15 protein-coding genes are annotated in these 17,392 nt (G+C 43.4%); 10 read left to right on the top strand and 5 right to left on the bottom strand.

Annotated elements, in window-relative coordinates; all coding sequences use genetic code 11:
• Positions 1-160: 160 nt before the first annotated feature.
• The 4 genes from BREVNS_RS10635 to treS all read left to right on the top strand — a co-directional run bounded on the left by BREVNS_RS10635 (position 161) and on the right by treS (position 5,211).
• The gene (locus BREVNS_RS10635; RefSeq protein WP_483426983.1) at positions 161-1,372 is read left to right on the top strand and encodes an ABC transporter substrate-binding protein; all 1,212 of its coding nucleotides are present in this window, start codon (positions 161-163) and stop codon (positions 1,370-1,372) included.
• A gap of 84 nt (positions 1,373-1,456) precedes the next feature.
• On the top strand, positions 1,457-2,509 hold the full coding sequence (locus BREVNS_RS10630) for a carbohydrate ABC transporter permease (protein WP_483426982.1): 1,053 nt from the start codon (positions 1,457-1,459) through the stop codon (positions 2,507-2,509).
• 124 nt (positions 2,510-2,633) lie between these two features.
• A complete protein-coding gene (locus tag BREVNS_RS10625; RefSeq protein ID WP_483426981.1) occupies positions 2,634-3,509 on the top strand; it encodes a carbohydrate ABC transporter permease in 876 nt (291 codons plus the stop codon).
• Positions 3,510-3,585: 76 nt separating this feature from the next.
• Entirely contained in the window at positions 3,586-5,211 is a 1,626-nt protein-coding gene (gene treS / locus BREVNS_RS10620) for a maltose alpha-D-glucosyltransferase (protein WP_483426980.1), read from the top strand.
• 62 nt (positions 5,212-5,273) lie between these two features.
• Here treS and BREVNS_RS10615 read toward each other — a convergent pair whose 3' ends face one another.
• The gene (locus BREVNS_RS10615; protein WP_483426979.1) at positions 5,274-6,254 is read right to left on the bottom strand and encodes a LacI family DNA-binding transcriptional regulator; all 981 of its coding nucleotides are present in this window, start codon (positions 6,252-6,254) and stop codon (positions 5,274-5,276) included.
• A 383-nt stretch (positions 6,255-6,637) separates the two neighbouring features.
• Here BREVNS_RS10615 and BREVNS_RS10610 point away from each other — a divergent pair, with 383 nt between their 5' ends.
• The 4 genes from BREVNS_RS10610 (at position 6,638) to BREVNS_RS10595 (ending at position 10,967) form a co-directional block, all read left to right on the top strand.
• Positions 6,638-7,870 carry a hypothetical protein gene (locus tag BREVNS_RS10610; RefSeq protein WP_483426076.1) on the top strand — a complete coding sequence of 411 codons (1,233 nt, stop codon included), beginning with the start codon at positions 6,638-6,640 and terminating at the stop codon, positions 7,868-7,870.
• A gap of 330 nt (positions 7,871-8,200) precedes the next feature.
• Complete coding sequence (locus BREVNS_RS10605; protein ID WP_483426978.1) at positions 8,201-9,064, top strand: transketolase; 864 nt, start codon at positions 8,201-8,203, stop codon at positions 9,062-9,064.
• Positions 9,064-10,005, top strand: a complete 942-nt coding sequence (locus tag BREVNS_RS10600; protein WP_483426977.1) for a transketolase family protein — start codon at positions 9,064-9,066, stop codon at positions 10,003-10,005. The genes BREVNS_RS10605 and BREVNS_RS10600 overlap by 1 nt, the downstream gene beginning before the upstream one ends.
• Positions 10,005-10,967 carry a radical SAM protein gene (locus BREVNS_RS10595; RefSeq protein ID WP_483426976.1) on the top strand — a complete coding sequence of 321 codons (963 nt, stop codon included), beginning with the start codon at positions 10,005-10,007 and terminating at the stop codon, positions 10,965-10,967. Before BREVNS_RS10600 ends, BREVNS_RS10595 begins: the two co-directional genes overlap by 1 nt.
• 75 nt (positions 10,968-11,042) lie before the next feature.
• On the opposite strand, the gene BREVNS_RS10590 is transcribed toward BREVNS_RS10595, so the two are convergent.
• The 4 genes from BREVNS_RS10590 to BREVNS_RS10575 all read right to left on the bottom strand — a co-directional run bounded on the left by BREVNS_RS10590 (position 11,043) and on the right by BREVNS_RS10575 (position 15,163).
• Positions 11,043-12,950, bottom strand: a complete 1,908-nt coding sequence (locus BREVNS_RS10590; RefSeq protein WP_483426975.1) for an AMP-dependent synthetase/ligase — start codon at positions 12,948-12,950, stop codon at positions 11,043-11,045.
• Between the two features lie 73 nt (positions 12,951-13,023).
• Positions 13,024-13,962 carry a 4-hydroxythreonine-4-phosphate dehydrogenase PdxA gene (gene pdxA, locus BREVNS_RS10585; protein ID WP_483426974.1) on the bottom strand — a complete coding sequence of 313 codons (939 nt, stop codon included), beginning with the start codon at positions 13,960-13,962 and terminating at the stop codon, positions 13,024-13,026.
• Positions 13,963-14,346, bottom strand: coding sequence for a bactofilin family protein (locus tag BREVNS_RS10580; RefSeq protein WP_483426973.1), 384 nt, complete (start codon positions 14,344-14,346; stop codon positions 13,963-13,965).
• 1 nt (position 14,347) lies between these two features.
• Positions 14,348-15,163 carry a hypothetical protein gene (locus BREVNS_RS10575; RefSeq protein ID WP_483426972.1) on the bottom strand — a complete coding sequence of 272 codons (816 nt, stop codon included), beginning with the start codon at positions 15,161-15,163 and terminating at the stop codon, positions 14,348-14,350.
• Between the two features lie 314 nt (positions 15,164-15,477).
• Between BREVNS_RS10575 and pstS the strand changes: the two genes are divergently transcribed.
• Both pstS and pstC read left to right on the top strand, forming a co-directional pair.
• Positions 15,478-16,485 carry a phosphate ABC transporter substrate-binding protein PstS gene (pstS, locus tag BREVNS_RS10570; RefSeq protein WP_483426971.1) on the top strand — a complete coding sequence of 336 codons (1,008 nt, stop codon included), beginning with the start codon at positions 15,478-15,480 and terminating at the stop codon, positions 16,483-16,485.
• Positions 16,466-17,392 (top strand): phosphate ABC transporter permease subunit PstC, encoded by a 927-nt coding sequence (gene pstC / locus BREVNS_RS10565; RefSeq protein ID WP_483426970.1) that lies wholly within the window; start codon positions 16,466-16,468, stop codon positions 17,390-17,392. The genes pstS and pstC overlap by 20 nt, the downstream gene beginning before the upstream one ends.

The following is a 17,392-nucleotide window of genomic DNA, read 5'->3' as shown; positions in this document are numbered from 1 at the left end:
AGGAAAAGGAATGATGCAGGACATAAAGCATGAAAAAATTTTTTCAAAAAAAGGCCAAAAATACTTGACAAAAATTTTATTTGTGGTATAATAAGGCAAAATTGTAAACGTTTACAAAATTAAATGTAAACGTTTACAAAAAAAAGAAAAGGAGGATTTTATGCGAAGAAACCTTCTGGTGTTGTTGGGTGTGTTGGTGGTGTCGGTGTTGTTTGCCGATGTATCGGCTATTGGAACATGGGGAGGAAGTGAGCTTGAAGTTTTCAAGGCCATGTGTACGAGTGTGGGTGTCAAGGTGAATTTTGAGACTACTCGTGATCTGGATGCCCTCATAGCCACTCGTATAGCCTCAAAGAATTTGCCTGATATTGCTATTCTTCCCAACCCCAGTATGCTGAAACGGCTTGCTGCTCAGGGTGTATTAAAGCCCATCACCTATGTGTCCAGGGAAGAGTTGTCTCAGACGATGGCCAGAACCATGTATGACCTTGGAAGTTATGGTGGAAAACTGTATGGTGTGTTTGTAAAGATTGCTAACAAGTCAGTGATCTGGTACAATCCAGAAGAATTCAAAAAGAATGGCTGGAGCGTACCGAAAACCTGGAAAGAATTAGTGGATCTTTCTGCAAAGATGGCTAAAGCGGGAAAGACTCCATGGTCCATTGGGGCTGATATTGGGTGGCCTCTTTCTGACTGGGTAGAGAATATCATGATTCGAACGGCAGGTCCAGAGCTTTATCAACAGTGGATTGATCATGAGATTTCTTGGACACATCCTTCTGTGAGAAAGGCCTTCCAGACGTGGGGTGATATTGTAGGAAATCCAAAATACCTCCTTGGTGGTATTGATGGAACACTTGCCACAACCTTCCAGAATGCTGCTTATGCTGTTTTCCAGACTCCTCCCAAAGCCTATTTGTACTATGAAGGTGATTTCATGGCCGGTATTGTCAAGGCACAGATTCCTTCAGCCAATATGGATTTCTTTGTTTTCCCTTCAATTGATCCTAAGTACGGAGCTCCTATTGTTGGTGGTGGTGATATTATTGTTGTTTTCAATGATACCCCTGAGGTACAAAAACTCATCAAGGGGCTTATTGATGTAAAGGCCCAGACGGTAGGAGCAGAAGGTGGCTTCCTTGTTCCCAATCGTAAAGTTCCTCTTACAGCTTTCAAGGATCCGGTTCTTCGCAAATCAGCGGAGATTGTGCAGCAGGCAGATATCTTTGTTTTTGACGCTTCGGATTTGATGCCTCCTGCCGTAGGAAATCAGGGTGGTTTCTGGGATGCAGCCAAGAAGTATATCCAGAATCCGAAGAATCTTGATAAAATTCTTCAGGAAATGGAAGCTCTGGCAAAGAAAAATTATTAAACCGGTGATACAGGAGAGAAGGGAGTGCCCTTTGTGGCACTCTCTACTCCTTTCTTTAAAGAGAAGATAAAAGAGGAGGTCTGTATGTTTTCAGTTCAGGGAACCCAGGGGGCAAGACAGAAAAGAAGGTATAATTATCGTTTTCTGAGGTATTATCTGTGGATGCTTCCTGCTTTTGTATTAGTCGTCTTTTTTCTGATTGTTCCTACCATACAAACCATTATTTTGAGTTTTCAGGTACCTCAGAGGGTGAGTGTTAGTGAACTGCGAAAGGATCTCATTCAAATTTTTTCTGAAACAGGGGGGATAGATGTTGATAGATATACCCTTTTACAGGATATTCCTTCCTGGCAGAAAGGGGTGGCTTTATTTCAGGAGAAATATCATTTTTCTTATAAAGAAAAAATTGAAGACACTCTTACGGTGAATGATCTGGCCGAAATCTCCTATACACATCTGAAAGAAAAAAGTTCTATCCGTTTTGGCATAGATCATTACAAGCGGATGTTTACTGACAGTGATATGCTTATCGCTTTTCGAAATAATCTTGTGTGGCTTGTGTTTTTTACGGTGTTTACGGTGAGTTTTGGTTTAGGGTTTGCGAAACTTCTCATGAATATTCGATGGGCTCCTCTTGCCAAAACTATTATTTTTGTACCTATGGCTATTTCCTATGTGGCGGCCGGTGTAATATGGTCTTTTATGTATGACAAGGATGTTCAGATTGGAACAATCAATGCTTTGTTGAATTTCTTGAATTATGTGGGAAGGTATTTCCGTATGAGTTCGGGATATTATGAAGGAATAGCGTTTTTAGGTAGACCGGAGACAGTAAATTTTGCTCTCATTGCGGCAGGTGTATGGATGTGGGTAGGATTTTGTATGACGGTTTTCAGTGCAGCTCTTGCTGCTCTTCCTGCTGACGTACGGGAAGCGGCTATGGTAGACGGAGCTACCCCTGTTCAGACATTTTTTCTTGTGGAAGTTCCTATGCTTTTGCCTACTATTACCGTGGTAACTACCACGATGGTGATAAATGTCCTCAAGGTATTTGATATTGTGTACACTATGACACAGGGAGGTCCATACGGCTCCTCTGAAGTGCTGGCAAATCGTATGTACCGTACGGCTTTTTAACGAGGGAAACTTTGAATATGCTGCAGCCATGGCGGTGATTCTGTTTCTCTGTATTGTTCCGGTGATGATTGGCAATATCAAGAGTTATTACATTGAAGAGAGTCAGAGGTAGAGGAGGAAGACAATGAAAGAGACAAGAATTCCTTTAACGAATAAACCTTATCATAAACCTTCTGAAATGTTTCTTATTAATGCGGTTTTGGTTTTGTTTGTGGTGATATGGATTCTACCAACCATCGGTCTTTTGATCACCTCTTTTCGTAAACCAGAGGCAATTGTGTCTTCGGGGTGGTGGATGGCCTTTTCTCGTGTGAATGAATTTACCCTTGAAAACTATCGAGCGGTTCTTCTTCAGGGAGGAGTGGGAAGGGCTTTTGTGAATTCGCTTCTGATTTCCATTCCTTCGACGATATTAGTGATTATCATTGCGGCTTTGGCGGCTTTTCCTTTGGCGTTTTTTAAATTCCCGGGAAGAACCTTTCTTTTCGTGCTTTTTGTTTCTTTGCAGGTTATTCCCCTTCAGATCACGCTGATTCCGGTGATGAAAATGATGAGTTCCCTGGGAATCTCTGGGACCTTTCCTGCGATATGGATGGCACATACGGCGTATGGACTTCCACTGGCTATTTATATCTTTCGCAATTTTTTTGCTGGTATACCCTATGCCATTATTGAATCAGCGGAAGTAGATGGAGCAACAAAGTTTCAGATATTTTCTCAGTTAGTGATACCTATATCCATGCCGGCTGTAGCAAGTCTTGGGATTTTTCAGTTTATGTGGGTGTGGAATGATCTCTTAGTAGCCCTTGTATTTTTAGGTGGGACTCCTGAAGTGGCTCCGTTGACTGTGAAAATAGCCTCTATGAAGGGTTCTCTTGAATCCGGGTGGCATTTGATGAGTGCGGCGGCTTTTGTCTCTATGGTGATTCCTCTTATTCTCTTTTTGAGTTTCCAGAAGTATTTTGTTGAGGGACTTACAGCCGGAGCGGTAAAAGGGTAATTGTTTTTCTATCTTTACCAACCATTTGAGAGAGAGTTTGTCAAAGGACGAAAAGATACAGAAAAGGAGGATAGAGATGGGTTACACTCCCTGGTACAAACATGCGGTATTTTATGAGCTTTATCTCAAGGGCTTTTATGATTCAAATGGAGATGGAATAGGAGATGTCAGGGGACTTATTGAAAAGCTTGATTATTTACAGGAGTTGGGGATTGATTGTATCTGGCTTCCTCCTATTTATCCTTCTCCGGAAAGGGACGATGGATACGATGTGGCGGATTATTATACCATTGCCCCTAAATACGGTACGATGCAAGATTTTCAAGAGTTGCTTAAAGAGGTACATAAGAGAGACATGAAACTGATTATAGATCTTGTTCTCAATCATACCTCTGATCAGCATCCATGGTTTCAGGAAGCCAAAAAAGGGCCAACATCTCCTTATTTTCACTACTATGTCTGGTCCAAGACGCCGGAGAAGTATAAAGAAGCCAGAATTATTTTTCTTGATACAGAAACCTCCAATTGGGCGTACTGTGAGGAGAATGGTTATTATTACTGGCACAGGTTTTATTCCCATCAGCCGGATCTCAATTATGATAACCCTGAAGTAAGAAGGGAGATGAAGAAGGTTCTTTTATACTGGCTTGATATGGGAGTGGATGGTTTTCGTGTGGATGCGGTACCGTATCTTTTTGAAAGAGAGGGAACAAACTGTGAGAATCTTCCCGAAACTCATGAATATCTGAAAGAATTGAGAGCTATGGTAGAAAAACATTATCCGGAGGCTATACTCCTTGCTGAGGCAAATCAGTGGCCCCAGGATTTGTTGCCCTATTTCGGCAATGGAGATGAATTCCACATGGCTTTTAATTTTCCCTTGATGCCCCGTCTTTTTATGGCACTAAAAACCCGGGATGTATCTCCTATTGTAAAAATAATGGAAGGGCTTCCAGAGATACCAGTTCAATGTCAATGGTGTAACTTTCTTCGCAACCACGATGAACTCACCCTTGAGATGGTGACTCCTGAGGAAAGGGAGTATATGTGGAAAATGTATGCCCCGGAAAAGCGCATGCGTTTGAATCTTGGAATAAGACGGAGGTTAGCACCTCTTCTCGATAATGATCAGAGGAAGATTCGACTTTTGCATAGTGTTCTTTTTACTCTTCCGGGAACACCTATTTTGTATTATGGGGATGAAATAGGAATGGGAGACAATATTGCTTTGCCCGATAGGAATGGAGTACGAACCCCCATGCAATGGAATACTTCTCGTAATGCGGGATTTTCCGTTGCTCCTCCAGAAAGGTTGTATGCCCCTGTTATAGAAAAAGGGGATTTCTCCTATCAGAAAGTGAATGTGGAAATAGCTTCTCATGATCCTTCTTCTCTTTTCTCCTGGATAAAGGGCTGGATCGCTCTTCGTAAAAGAAATCCAGTGTTTGGGATGGGAAAAATTGAATTTTTCTCTGGAAAAGATCCAGCCCTTCTCTGGTATAGGGTTTATGATGGGAAGGAAGAGGTGCTGGTGTTTGCTTTTTTTGGTGATATGGAAAAGGAAATTGTGCTGGATATGAGGCAGTGGCAAGGAAAAACTCTGATTGACATAGAAGGCAAAAAGCCCACCTTTTCTTTGAACAAAGAAACAGTGGTCTGGAAATTTTCTCCCTACGAGTACAAGGTTTTTCTCGTCAAATAGAGAGCTGCCAGAACAGGGGAGAGGGCGTTGTTGATTAAAAAAGGACAACGCCTTCTCTTTTTTTAGTTTCTTATAATCAATTGGGGGTCAAGGCGCAGGTGAAGGAGGTCTTCTTCTGATTTTTTGTGAAGGAGTTTCAGAAGATGGGATGCCCCCAACTTTCCCATCTCATGAGCAGGTTGTCGAATGGTGGTGAGTCCAAGATAAGCCGAAGGGGGAAGATCGTCATATCCTACAATGAAAATCTTTTTTTCTATCTCCTGACGGGCAGAAATACCCCCATAGGCCAATTCATCACAATAAAAGAAAAAACCATCCACTCCCTCTTTTGTGGCCAATCTGAGGGTGAGTTCATAAGCTTCCTGAGTATAATGGCTATAAGGGAGATGAGAATCAACGGAAATATATTCCTCAATCAAGGAAATGGAGAGATGATGTTTCTGAATATAGTTTTTAAATCCTTCAAAACGTTCCTGTTGTTGAAGGGTATGCCTGTTTTCTCCTATTAGGGCAATTTTGTTGAGAGAATGCGAAAGAAGGTACTGAGCGGCAAGTTCTCCTCCCTTTCGGTTGTTCACATAAATGGAATGCACATAGGGAAGGTGATTTTCCACTACAAGGAAGGGAAGATGATGGTGGCGAAGAAGGTGCGCTTCTTCTCTTGAAATCCGAAAATTGATAACGAGAAGTCCAGCTAAGTTTTCCTCAAGAATATGGGGAAAGATAGAGGACTGGCTGAGGTTAGGGATATTAAAGACAAACAAATTGTATTCTTCTGCTCGTAGTACATCATAGATCCCTCTAATGATTTCAATAAAGAAGGTTTGAGTAATGTCTGGTATGAGGATACCTATAGTTCGAGAAGTAGTCTGTTTTTTGACCAGTTTCTGGGCTATACGGTTTGGTCGATAGCCGCGCTTTTCTATAACTTCAATGATCTTCTGATAGGTTTCTGGTTTGACGTTTGTGCCACCTTTAAGCACCCGGGAAACAGTAGCAATGCTGACCCCTGCTTCTCTTGCAATATCACGAATGGTGCTCATGTTTTTTCTCCGTCAACTTTTTATTTTGGGGAGGAAATATGAGAGAAGATTTCTATATAAAAGTATAATACAAAAAGTTTTTTTTGTCCATTTTTAGCAGAGAAGCGCTGTTGGCATCCGAAGTTCTTGAGAAAACACTTTTGTTCTCGCCTTGTTTCAGCCTAAAGTGAGACCCTTGCACGGGTGCTTTCTTGCCCTTTTTAGGTCAGGGGCTACGCCCCTCTTCCCCGCTTTTTCTGTTTACAGGGGCCGGTTTGTCTTTTTTGTTCAAAAAGAGAGGATTATTTATTGGTAACGTTTTTTTCAGGAGACCTGCAGTGGGAAGATGAGGAAAAGCAAAAAAAGTTCCTCCCTGGCCGATAATAGGACACAAGGAGGAACCCATGCGTAAAGAATTCACCTTCACTTTGACTATCGACTACCCTGACACAAAACTTGAGACGTTAGTGGTGGTTTTTCTCCAGGCCATCAAAGGAGTGTTTGAGTCATTTGTTCATCAGATTTCTGTAGAAGTGGCAGAAAAAGAAATAAAAGAAGGTCGTATCACCTGTACATGCGGAGAAAAACATCACTTCATATGGAAAACAAAGCATGGAAAAAACACTGTTTTTGTTCTGATGCCCTTTGGAAAGATCACTCTTCCTCAGCTCCAAATTCAATGCAAAAAGTGTGGAAGAAAACTTTTTCTCACAAGATCTCTTCTTGGTGTAGAAAAGCGAAAAAGGCAAATCCTGAAAGATATCTACAGAGTGGCTTTAGCCGGGGCTCTTACCACCTATCGAGTGGCCGCTCGTATTCTTTCCTTCACAGGGTATAAAATAGGTCTTAGCACCCTCTGGAAAAACCTTCAAAATATTGGGAGAAAGATACATTTCAGTATCTCAGAAAAAGAAAAACCCTGTGGAGAAGCCGATGGGACGGGTATTCCTGTTCAGGGCAAGAAAAAAGGAGAAGAAGCTAAAATTCTTTTGCAGGAGAGGCAACAAGCCTCCCCATTGACAGGAAAAAATACAAGAATAGCAGGCCTTCTTGTGGATAATTACCATGCAGGTTGGGACAAACTTCTTAAGCCCATTCAAGAAAAACACTCTTTTTCTCGGTTTTTTCTTGTTGTCGATGGAGATACAGGGATTAACCAGGGCAAACATCCCGGTATCGTTTTTCAACGATGTTTGTGGCATGTAAGTTATCAATTGAAGTATTTTCTTCGTCTTGATAGAGTGAGATATCGTTCTTCTGAGTGGACAAATATTGTCGCTGAAACAGGGAAAGCCTGTTTCTTGGGGTACAAAAATGACTGGCAAACAAGACTTGGTTATCAAAGCGAGCGCAGACAGCATATTCAGAATCTTCTTGACTTATTTCACGAAAAAGGGCGCAAACATTGTTTTTATTATCTTCTTCGTGCTCAAAAAGACATGTTCGCCTGTGACAGTGAAGATGGTTTGCCAGGAACAACCTCAAGGGCAGAACGGGTGATGCGAACCATAAACCAGAGAATGGATGTAGGGGTATGGAAAAGAGAAGGGGCAACCAATGTTCTTGCTGTGCGTTTGCATTACTACTATAATCGTGATGAGGCTATCGATGGTGTCTACTGGCAGGATGTGATATAAAACATAGGGATGGTACGTACTTATTGCCCTGTTTTATGGCCTAAAAAGGGTACTTTCCCCAGAAAAAACTTGTTTATCTAAAATGTTCCCTGTATACTACAGTTGACAAAAATCTTTTGAGCCAGGGGTAACTTCTTTATCCTTTTCTCTCTCTTTCAGGTCTCCTGTTGGAAACGTAATCTATTTATTATTCCAAAGAATATTTTTATACTATTTTTTGTTTTTACTACTTTTTTGAGACCTTTGCACATTCGTGCAAAGGTCTCATTATTTTACTTTTTCTTTCTTTTGCTTTACAATATATTCTCTATTTTTTGGATGAGGTGAGAGATGGAAAAGACAGAAAAAGAACGCCTTGAAGAGGTTTCCAAAAAGCTGCGTGCTAATATCCTGATGATGCTTACCGAAGCAGGAAGTGGACACCCTGGTGGTTCCCTTTCGTGTATTGATATTTTGACCTATCTTTTCTTGAAGGAAATGCGTTATGATCCTGCCAATCCCCACTGGCCAGAGAGAGATAGGTTTGTCCTTTCCAAAGGGCATGCAGCCCCAGCCCTGTATGCCATTCTTTCTCATGTGGGATATTATTCTTCAAATCTCTTGAAAACCCTTCGTAAGCTTGGAAGTCCCCTTCAGGGACATCCTGATAGCCGAAAGCTTCCCGGTGTGGAAAGTTCGACGGGATCTTTAGGTCAAGGTATTTCTGTGGCGGGTGGAATGGCGTTGGCCGCCAAAATGGACAAGCGTCCCACTCGTGTGTACTGTCTTGTGGGGGACGGAGAGATTCAAGAAGGTCTTGTATGGGAAGCCGCGATGGCTATAGCTCACTTTGGGCTTGATAATTTCTGTCTTTTTGTGGACAATAATGGACTTCAGATTGATGGGCTTGTGGATGAGGTGATGAATGTGTATCCTATTGCTGAGAAGTTTCAATCCTTTGGATGGCATGTGATGAATATTAATGGTCATGACTTTGAGGAGATAGAAAAGGCCCTTCAATTTTTTCAGACCAATCAGGGGACTGGAAAACCAACCGTGATTGTGGCCAAGACGGTGAAAGGCAAATGTGTGAGTTTTATGGAGAACAAAGCCCATTGGCATGGGGTTGCTCCGACCAAGGATGATCTTCTCAAGGCGCTGGATGAACTGGGTTGTCTCGAAAGTATGGAAGAATGGAATGCGGAGGGAGAATAATGGCGGAGACAATGTTAGCCACTCGTGATGTGTATGGAAAAACCCTTGTGGAAATTGGAAAAGAGAACAAAAATCTTGTTGTTCTTGATGCCGATCTCTCTGAATCAACAAAAACAGCCATGTTTGCCAAAGAGTTTCCTGAGAGGTTTTTCAACTTTGGTATTGCAGAATCTAATATGATGTGTTTTGCGGCCGGGCTTGCTCTGAGTGGCAAAGTCGTTTTTGCGAGCAGTTTTGCTATGTTCGCTACACTCAGGCCATACGAACAGATTCGTAACTCTATTGCTTCTCAAAATCTCAATGTGAAGATTGCGGCCACTCATTCGGGGGTGAGTGTGGGGGAAGATGGGCTTTCTCATCAGACGGTGGAGGATTTAGCGATTATGCGGGTGATGCCCAATATGCAGGTCTTTGTTCCTGCTGATGGCGTGGCAACAGCAAAGATTGTGAAGCAAGCGGCTCTTTGTCCTGGACCTGTCTATATTCGTCTCAATCGACCAAAAACGGAAGTGATCTACGATGAAAGTTATGATTTTGTGATTGGCAAGATGAATGTGATTAAAGACGCTCCAAGGGCTGATGTGGGTATTATTGCTATTGGAACCATGGTCCCCAATGCTTTGAAGGCGGCAAAGCTTTTAGAGGAAGAGGGGTACTCGGTGATTGTGGCTGATGCGGCTTCTCTCAAGCCATTGGATAGGGAAACGGTGGTCCGGATAGCCAAAAGCAGTCGTTTAGTGGTGACGGTAGAGGAACACAGTATTATTGGAGGGCTTGGTGGTGCGGTTGCAGAAGTGCTCTCTGAGGATTTTCCAGCCAAGCTTCTTCGTATTGGGATTATGGATGTTTTTGGAGAGTCTGGTTCTCCTGCGGCTTTGTATAAACACTTTGGGCTTACTCCAGAAGATATTTTCCGCAAGATTCTGAAACAGATACGCTGATGGCGTACAAGCATATCTATGGGCCTGTCCCGTCCCGTCGTTTGGGCATCTCGCTTGGAGTGGATCTTTTTGAAACCAAGACGTGTAATTTTAACTGTGTTTATTGCGAATGTGGGAAAAATAGTCGTTATGTCTATGAGAGAGGCCACTTTGTTTCTCCAGAGGAGATTTTATCTGAGATAGAAGACTTTCTTGCCAACCATCCTACTCCACAGTCTCTGACGTTTTCTGGTTCTGGAGAACCTACTCTCTCGCTTGATATTGGTTTTCTTCTCAAGGAACTTTCCCGTCGGTATCCTGCTATTCGTCTCACTGTTCTCACGAATGGAAGTCTTTTGTGGGATAGGGATGTTCAGCAGGATCTTCTTCCTGCTCATCTTGTGGTGCCGTCGTTAGATGCTGTTACAGAAGAGGCCTATCTTAAGATTGATAGGCCATATAAGATCTATCCATTGCCAAAGGTGATTGATGGTATAGGTGAGTTTTCTCATCGTTTTCGAAAACAAGAAGGCCGTGAGATCTGGCTTGAGGTATTTATTGTTCCTGGAGTAAATGATGATGAATCTCATACCAGACAACTCGCTTCTGTGATTCAGGAGATAGGGTGTGATAGGGTACAGCTCAATACCTTAGATAGACCCCCAGCAGAAGAATGGGTGAAATCAGCGTCTGAAGAGGTTCTCCGGCATATACGCGAAACACTCGTTCGACAAGGGGTGAAGATTCCGATAGATATTCTCAAGCGCTATAATGTTCGCTCTGAGTTGACCCGTTATCATCAGGATGTCGAATCAGCCATTCGTGAGGCTCTTTCTCGACGCCCGATGAGGCTTTATGAACTTAGTCTTATGGTAGGGGCGGAGGTCGAGGAGATAACCCCCTACTTAGACATTCTTCAGAGAGAGGGAAAGGTGAAGGCTATAATTCAAGAGGGAGAGATTTTTTATCACATGGTGAAATAAGGAGAGGCCAATAAAACCATTCTAAGACCCTTGCACGAATGGGCAAAGGTCTCATTCTCCACTTGTGAAGGTGTATTATTCTTTCTTTTTGAACGGTTTTGAGGCTTCTAACAGAAAACGCTTGATCTTTCGAGAAGAGGTCTTGGGAAGTTCTTCATAAATGAGTTCAAAATCGACGATTTTCTTGTAAGCGGGCAGATCAGCCGTGAGTCGTTTCAGCTCCTGGGCGAAAAGTTCATAGAGGGATTCTTCGTCGAAGTTTCTCTCATTTTTGTCACTGAGAAGTTTGATGGCTTCCATATTGGGGTATATGATAGCATACGGAACTTCTCCACGACTTTCCCAATCTCGTCTTCCGATCACAGCCACTTCACTAATATAGTCGCTCTGGGAGAGGAGGTTTTCGAGTTCTTCTGGGTAAACGTTCTTGCCACCGGCTGTGACAATGATATTTTTGATGCGTCCTGTAATCCAGAGAAAACCCTGTTTATCAAGAAAACCAATATCCCCCGTATGGAACCAGCCGTCTTTGTCAATGACTTTGGCGGTTTCTTCTGGCCTATTCAGATATCCCTGCATGATATTTGGCCCACGGGCAAGAATTTCTCCATGACCACGTTTGTCGGGATTGTCAATCTTGAGTTCCACATGCTTGAGGGCGTATCCAACGGAACCAAATTTGTTGACCGTGAGATTATTGCAGGTGAGAACAGGGGAGGTTTCGGTGAGGCCATATCCCTGAGCGACATAGATACCAAGGGTATTGAGACCGATCAGGATTTCTTTGGCTATAGGACCACCACCGGAAATGAAGAAAATCAAATCTGAGAGTCCTAACTTTTCTCTCACTCCACGGAAGAGGATTTTTCCCGGGTTCAGGGAGGTGAGTTTGTAGACAAAGCGTGAGAAATGGAACATAGAGTTAAAGAGAAATCGCACGAGAAAATTTTTTTCTTTGACGGTTTTCATGATGTTTTTGTAGATCTTTTCGAGAAACAGAGGAACAATCACTAAGCTTGTGACTCTGCTTTGCTTGAAAGTAGAGATAATAACATCTGTCCGAAGGGAGGAAACAAACCAGATAGAACCACGGGTGAAGAAGGGAACAAGGAGTCCCCCCATGGTGGGAAAAGTGTGGTGGAGAGGAAGAAGGGTAACCCACCGGTATTCAGGGCTGAATCGCTCAAGCATCTGGATGTCATCGAGGTTGCTGGCGAGGTTTTTGTGGGTGAGGAGTACTCCCTTGGGGTTTCCTGTGGTCCCGGAGGTGTAAATAAGGGCCGCGGCGTCTTCGCTAGAAAGCGAAATACTCTCATAAACATTGGCACAGGTTGTCTGGCGTATATTTTTTCCGGCTGTGATGAGAGAGAAGAAGTCCAGCATCTTTTCTTCTTGAAAAAGAATCTCACAGTTTTCTGTGAGAGAGAGGTCTTTTTTGTGGTCGGAGAGGGTCTTCTGGAGTTTTTTCGGAAGAATGGAGAGATTCAAAAGCCGGGAGAGAAGATCCTGCGCTTCTCGTTTTTCTTGAAGGTGAAGGGTTTCTTCGATAGGGTCAAAGACCACGATATGACGAAGGGGAAGCGTGTTTATGGAGGAGAAACGTTCTTTCTGGGCAGCTGAGAGGAAAAGAATCTTGGCTTCGCTATCCCTGATGAGGTTTTCTAATTCTTGAGGTGTGAGAAGGATATCAAGAGGGACAATCACAGCCTCCATACTTACCGTCGCCAAATAGACAAGTGCCCATTCGGTTCGATTCTCAGAGAGAAGGGCAATCTTGTCCCCTTTGGTAATGCCTAAAGAGAAGAGGGCTTGCGAAAGGGAGAGAATAGTATCTTTGGCGGTGGGGTAGTCCATTTTTTCAAAGGGACCTGTTGTGCTATTTACAAACGCTATGTGTCCGGTGAGTTTTTCGTCTATAGAGGTGACAATCTCTCTCAGGGTTTGAAGATTTTGAAATGGTCGAGGATATCTAGGATCGGCCATAGAACACTCCTTTTCGTTGTTCAAAGTATAAAGAAAATTTTCTTTTCTGTCCAGAGGGGAGAGAAAATTTTTTTTATTTTCTCAGACAAAGGGCTACCTCGATGGCGTTTTCCATACTTTTTGAGGAGGCTATGCCCTTGCCGGCAATATCAAAGGCGGTTCCGTGGTCTGGAGATGTCCTGACAAAAGGAAGACCAAGGGTGAGATTGACACCGCTTTCAAAAGAAACCATCTTGAAAGGAGCAAGCCCTTGATCGTGATAGAGGGCTATAACCACCTGATACTTTCCCTGCAGGGCCTGAAAAAAGACGGTATCCGCAGGAAGAGGCCCGTCAACAGCAAATCCCTTTTGTTTCATTTCCTCCACGATGGGAATTAGGATGGTTTTTTCTTCATTTCCCAAGAGTCCTCCCTCTCCAGCATGGGGGTTGAGACCGCAAAGGGCCACTTTTGCTTTTGGACCAAAAAGGTTCAGGGCAAAAGAAGAGGCCATTTCGATGGTTTTCGCGAGATGAGAGGGGGAGAGAAGAGAGGGAACTTCCCGGAGAGGAATATGGATGGTTTCCAGGACAACGCCGAACTTTTCTCCCCAGAAGGCCATGCGGTATTCCTCTACTCCGAAGGTATCAGCAAGAAAGGTGGTATGGTCCACAAAATGCTTGTCCCACAGGTGAACTGTGCGCTTGGAGAGGGGAGCCGTTACTAAAAGAGAGGAAACCCCTTGTCGAATAAGTTCTATCGCCCTCATAAGAGAAAGGTAAGCGATTTTTCCTCCCTCGGGGCTTTCTTGCCCCCAGGAGAGGGAAAAATCCACTTCTTCTCCTACGTATTCCCATACAATGTCCTCTCGTGAGAGAAGAGGGGAGAACCATTCTTTGATGGCGGGGTGGGAGATCAGACGGTACCTTACTTCGCCCCGTTTTTCTCTTTTCTGGAGGGCTTTGAGGGTGATTTCAGGACCAATGCCAGCGGGATCGCCAAGGGTGATCAAAATTTCGTGGGTTTTGGGCATTTATTCATGCTTTTTGTAGAGATCGATGATGGCATCCTTGATAGCCATATCGGGACGGCTGGCGATATGGAGGTTTCCCTCTAACATCACACCATTCTGGATCATAATCTCTGGGGTGCGAATGTCCCCAAGGACTCTTGCCGTAGGCATGAGAATAACCCGGTTTTTTGCCTTGATATTGCCTATCACTATCCCTTCAATGATAATATTTGATCCCTCAAGATTGGCTTTGACCTTTCCATTTGGTCCAATGTATATCTGATCCACCATCAGAAGGGTTCCTTCAAATCGACCATCTATTTGAAGGGTACCATTGATGAGCATTTTGCCTTCGAAATAAGACTTTTCTCCAATAACGGTATTGGCATCTACTTTGACTGGCATACTACTCCTCTACTTTTGAAATATCTGGTATCTTGATGTAGTCAAGAAATTCTTCGACATATCGAGCAAGATCCTGGAGGGCTTTTTGGGCGGTTACTCCATTAAGAGAACTATCGGTCCCTTCGATCTGAACAATAGCTTCAGGGTCTAAAAGGGCCTTGACCCCCTCTTCTTCTGAAGAGAAAATACTTTGTACAAAGGTTTGAAGAGAACGCAAAAATTTCCCCACTCTCAGGATAATATCCCGATATTGTTTATTTTGAAGTTGAATGAGTCTTGATCGATATTCTTTGTTGTTGGTGAGTTCAGCATGGGCAATCTGATCGCTGATTTCCCCGTATTCACTTACCACCTTGAGTGTATCATTGTAGAGCGTGTAGAATTGATCTCTCTGGTAGGCATGGCCGTAGTCCAACTTGAGGTTTTGTTCGGAAAGAAGGCCAAGATACTCCTGGCCAAAAAAGCGGAGGTAACTCCAGATGGCATTGACTTCTTCGTTTCGGGTATTGGGAGTTACGGGTTCCACACGAATATTATTCAAGATACGGTAAGTTGCCCGTTTGTCATGGAGGCGTTCCTCAAAGGCCATTTCAAGATCCTGGAGTGAAATACCATATCTCACAAGATCCTTTTCTTCAAACTGTCCTAAATCAAGTTTTTGAAGATCTTTGTCAATCTGTCTGAAGGTGGTTTCAAGTTCAAATTTCTTGCTGTCGTCTTTGGTAGTCTTGTAAACCAGGAGAAGTTTTTTTCGGGTTTGTTCGATACGTTCAGCAATATATTCCTTTGTTCCCCGAATGAGATCCGATGCCTCCATAAGACTCCCTCATTGGATTTTATTCATTATATGATAAAACCGTTTTTCTGTCAACTTTTGGGAAAACAAGGAATTTTTGCAAAATCAAGAGGTATTTCTTTATTTCAGCAAATCGAAATTCGATAACAAAAAGTATTCTTTATACTACAGGACATAAATATAATATTTTTTTAACAAAAATTCATCAAAAATTCACGGTATATTCACTCACAATTCACGGAGGTTCTTTATACTCTACAGCGACAAAAGGTGATGTTTGGGGAAACTTGACAGAAAAAGAGAAAACCCTTAATTTATAGAAAGGAGGTTTTTCCATGCGAAAAACATACCTCTTGGCAATGATCGTCATTGCCGCTCAGGTCTTTGGTGTTGATTTGAATGCTGCAGGTGCTACTTTCCCTGAACCTCTGTATGTGGCTATGTTCAAACAGTATACGGTTCACCGTGTGAACTATCAGGGAGTAGGATCTGGAGCAGGTATCAAGCAACTCATCGCCAAAACGGTGGATTTTGCTGGGTCTGATGCTCCTCTTACTGATGATGAGAAGAAGCAGGCTGGTGCTGAGGTTCTTCACATTCCTATGGCGCTTGGGGCTATTGTAATGGTGTATAACCTTCCTGGTAATCTTAAGCTTCGCCTTGATGGGGATACCATCGCCAAGATTTACCTTGGCCAGATCACCAAGTGGAATGATCCAGCTATCGCTAATCTCAACCCTGGTATAACTCTTCCTGATCTCAACATTGTGGTTGTGCGCCGTTCTGATTCTTCCGGTACCACCTATAATTTCACGTTGTACCTCACCAAGATTAGCAAAGATTGGGAGAAGGAAGTTGGTATTAGTAAGTCTCCAAAGTGGCCTGTGGGTATTGGCGGCAAGGGTAACCCTGGCGTGGCTGCTTATGTGAAGCAGGTTCCCGGAAGCATTGGCTATGTGGAATTTGCATATGCCAAGCAGAATGGTCTTGCCTATGCTCTTCTCAAAAATGCTGCTGGTGAGTTCATTGATGCCGCCGATCCCAAGTCTTTAGCTGCCGCTATCGCTACTGTACCTGCTGATGGTATTGCGGATGTGGTGAATAGTCCTGCGAAAGGGGCTTATCCTATTGCGGCTACTACCTGGATCCTTCTCTACAAGGATCTTTCCTACCTCAAGGATGCCGCTCGTGCCAAGGCTATTGTGGATACCCTCTGGTGGATGGCTCATGAAGGTCAGAAGGTTCATCCTACCTTAGACTATGGTCCTCTCTCTACTCAGGCTGTGAAGGTTGCTGAAAATCTGTTGAATTCGGTGGTTTTTAATGGAAAGAAAGTCCGTTAGTTCTATGGTACAAACCCGTGAGAAGGCAAATGCCTTCTCACGGTTCTTGTTTTCATCTTCTCTGTGGTTTTCTGTAGGGTTTGTGGCTCTTTTTATTCTTGCGACGCTTTTGAGTCTTTTCGCCTTTTCTCTCCCTGCGATTAAGCATAATGGCTGGAATATCTTTTTTGGTCAGGAATGGCATCCTGATGCGGGTATCTTTGGGGGCCTTCCTTTCTTGGCAGGAACCTTTCTCACGTCTGTGTTGGCGATTTTGATCTCTCTTCCTTTTTCAATGGCTTTGGCTATTTTCTTAGGAGAGTATCAACCTGAAGGGGTGCTTTCTTCTCTTCTCAAAACTGCCGTGAAACTTTTAGCCGGCATTCCTTCGGTTATCTATGGAATGTGGGGGCTTTTTGTGCTTGTTCCTCTCATTCAAAAATGGCAAATCTCTTTGGCTTCCTTTGGAGTGGTGCCTTTGGGAGTGGGGATACTCACCGCGGCTTTGGTGTTAGCGGTGATGATCTTGCCGTATTCTACCTCCCTTGCCTATGAAGTGATCCAGTTAGTTCCCAGAGACCTCAAAGAAGCCGCTCTTTCCTTGGGCAGTCCACGGTACAAGGTAATCCAGAAGATTATTCTTCCTTATGCCTCTTCAGGGATCCTTGCAGGACAGGTTCTTGCTTTTGGACGGGCTTTGGGAGAAACCATGGCTGTCACTATGGTGATAGGGAATATGAACCAGATTCCTACCTCTCTCTTCGCGGCAGGGAATACCATTGCCAGTGTGATTGCCAATGAGTATGCTGAGTCCACAGGCTTGCACACAACCTCCCTCTCTGAACTGGGGCTTCTACTTCTTCTTTTCACGATTGTTTTCAGTTTTATTGGACAGAAGATTATCAAAGCTCTCTCAATGGAGAAGTGA

This window comes from Longinema margulisiae, assembly GCF_025266855.1.
GTDB lineage: Bacteria > Spirochaetota > Brevinematia > Brevinematales > Thermospiraceae > Thermospira.
This window is presented reverse-complemented; position numbering and strand designations above follow the sequence as displayed.

What these genes read in the sequence shown, in the direction of transcription:
- BREVNS_RS10635 (WP_483426983.1), top strand. Translation starts at nt 161, where the DNA reads ATGCGAAGAAACCTTCTGGTGTTGTTGGGTGTGTTGGTGGTGTCGGTG.
- BREVNS_RS10630 (WP_483426982.1), top strand. Translation starts at nt 1,457, where the DNA reads ATGTTTTCAGTTCAGGGAACCCAGGGGGCAAGACAGAAAAGAAGGTAT.
- BREVNS_RS10625 (WP_483426981.1), top strand. Translation starts at nt 2,634, where the DNA reads ATGAAAGAGACAAGAATTCCTTTAACGAATAAACCTTATCATAAACCT.
- treS (WP_483426980.1), top strand. Translation starts at nt 3,586, where the DNA reads ATGGGTTACACTCCCTGGTACAAACATGCGGTATTTTATGAGCTTTAT.
- BREVNS_RS10615 (WP_483426979.1), bottom strand. Translation starts at nt 6,254, where the DNA reads ATGAGCACCATTCGTGATATTGCAAGAGAAGCAGGGGTCAGCATTGCT.
- BREVNS_RS10610 (WP_483426076.1), top strand. Translation starts at nt 6,638, where the DNA reads ATGCGTAAAGAATTCACCTTCACTTTGACTATCGACTACCCTGACACA.
- BREVNS_RS10605 (WP_483426978.1), top strand. Translation starts at nt 8,201, where the DNA reads ATGGAAAAGACAGAAAAAGAACGCCTTGAAGAGGTTTCCAAAAAGCTG.
- BREVNS_RS10600 (WP_483426977.1), top strand. Translation starts at nt 9,064, where the DNA reads ATGGCGGAGACAATGTTAGCCACTCGTGATGTGTATGGAAAAACCCTT.
- BREVNS_RS10595 (WP_483426976.1), top strand. Translation starts at nt 10,005, where the DNA reads ATGGCGTACAAGCATATCTATGGGCCTGTCCCGTCCCGTCGTTTGGGC.
- BREVNS_RS10590 (WP_483426975.1), bottom strand. Translation starts at nt 12,950, where the DNA reads ATGGCCGATCCTAGATATCCTCGACCATTTCAAAATCTTCAAACCCTG.
- pdxA (WP_483426974.1), bottom strand. Translation starts at nt 13,962, where the DNA reads ATGCCCAAAACCCACGAAATTTTGATCACCCTTGGCGATCCCGCTGGC.
- BREVNS_RS10580 (WP_483426973.1), bottom strand. Translation starts at nt 14,346, where the DNA reads ATGCCAGTCAAAGTAGATGCCAATACCGTTATTGGAGAAAAGTCTTAT.
- BREVNS_RS10575 (WP_483426972.1), bottom strand. Translation starts at nt 15,163, where the DNA reads ATGGAGGCATCGGATCTCATTCGGGGAACAAAGGAATATATTGCTGAA.
- pstS (WP_483426971.1), top strand. Translation starts at nt 15,478, where the DNA reads ATGCGAAAAACATACCTCTTGGCAATGATCGTCATTGCCGCTCAGGTC.
- pstC (WP_483426970.1), top strand. Translation starts at nt 16,466, where the DNA reads ATGGAAAGAAAGTCCGTTAGTTCTATGGTACAAACCCGTGAGAAGGCA.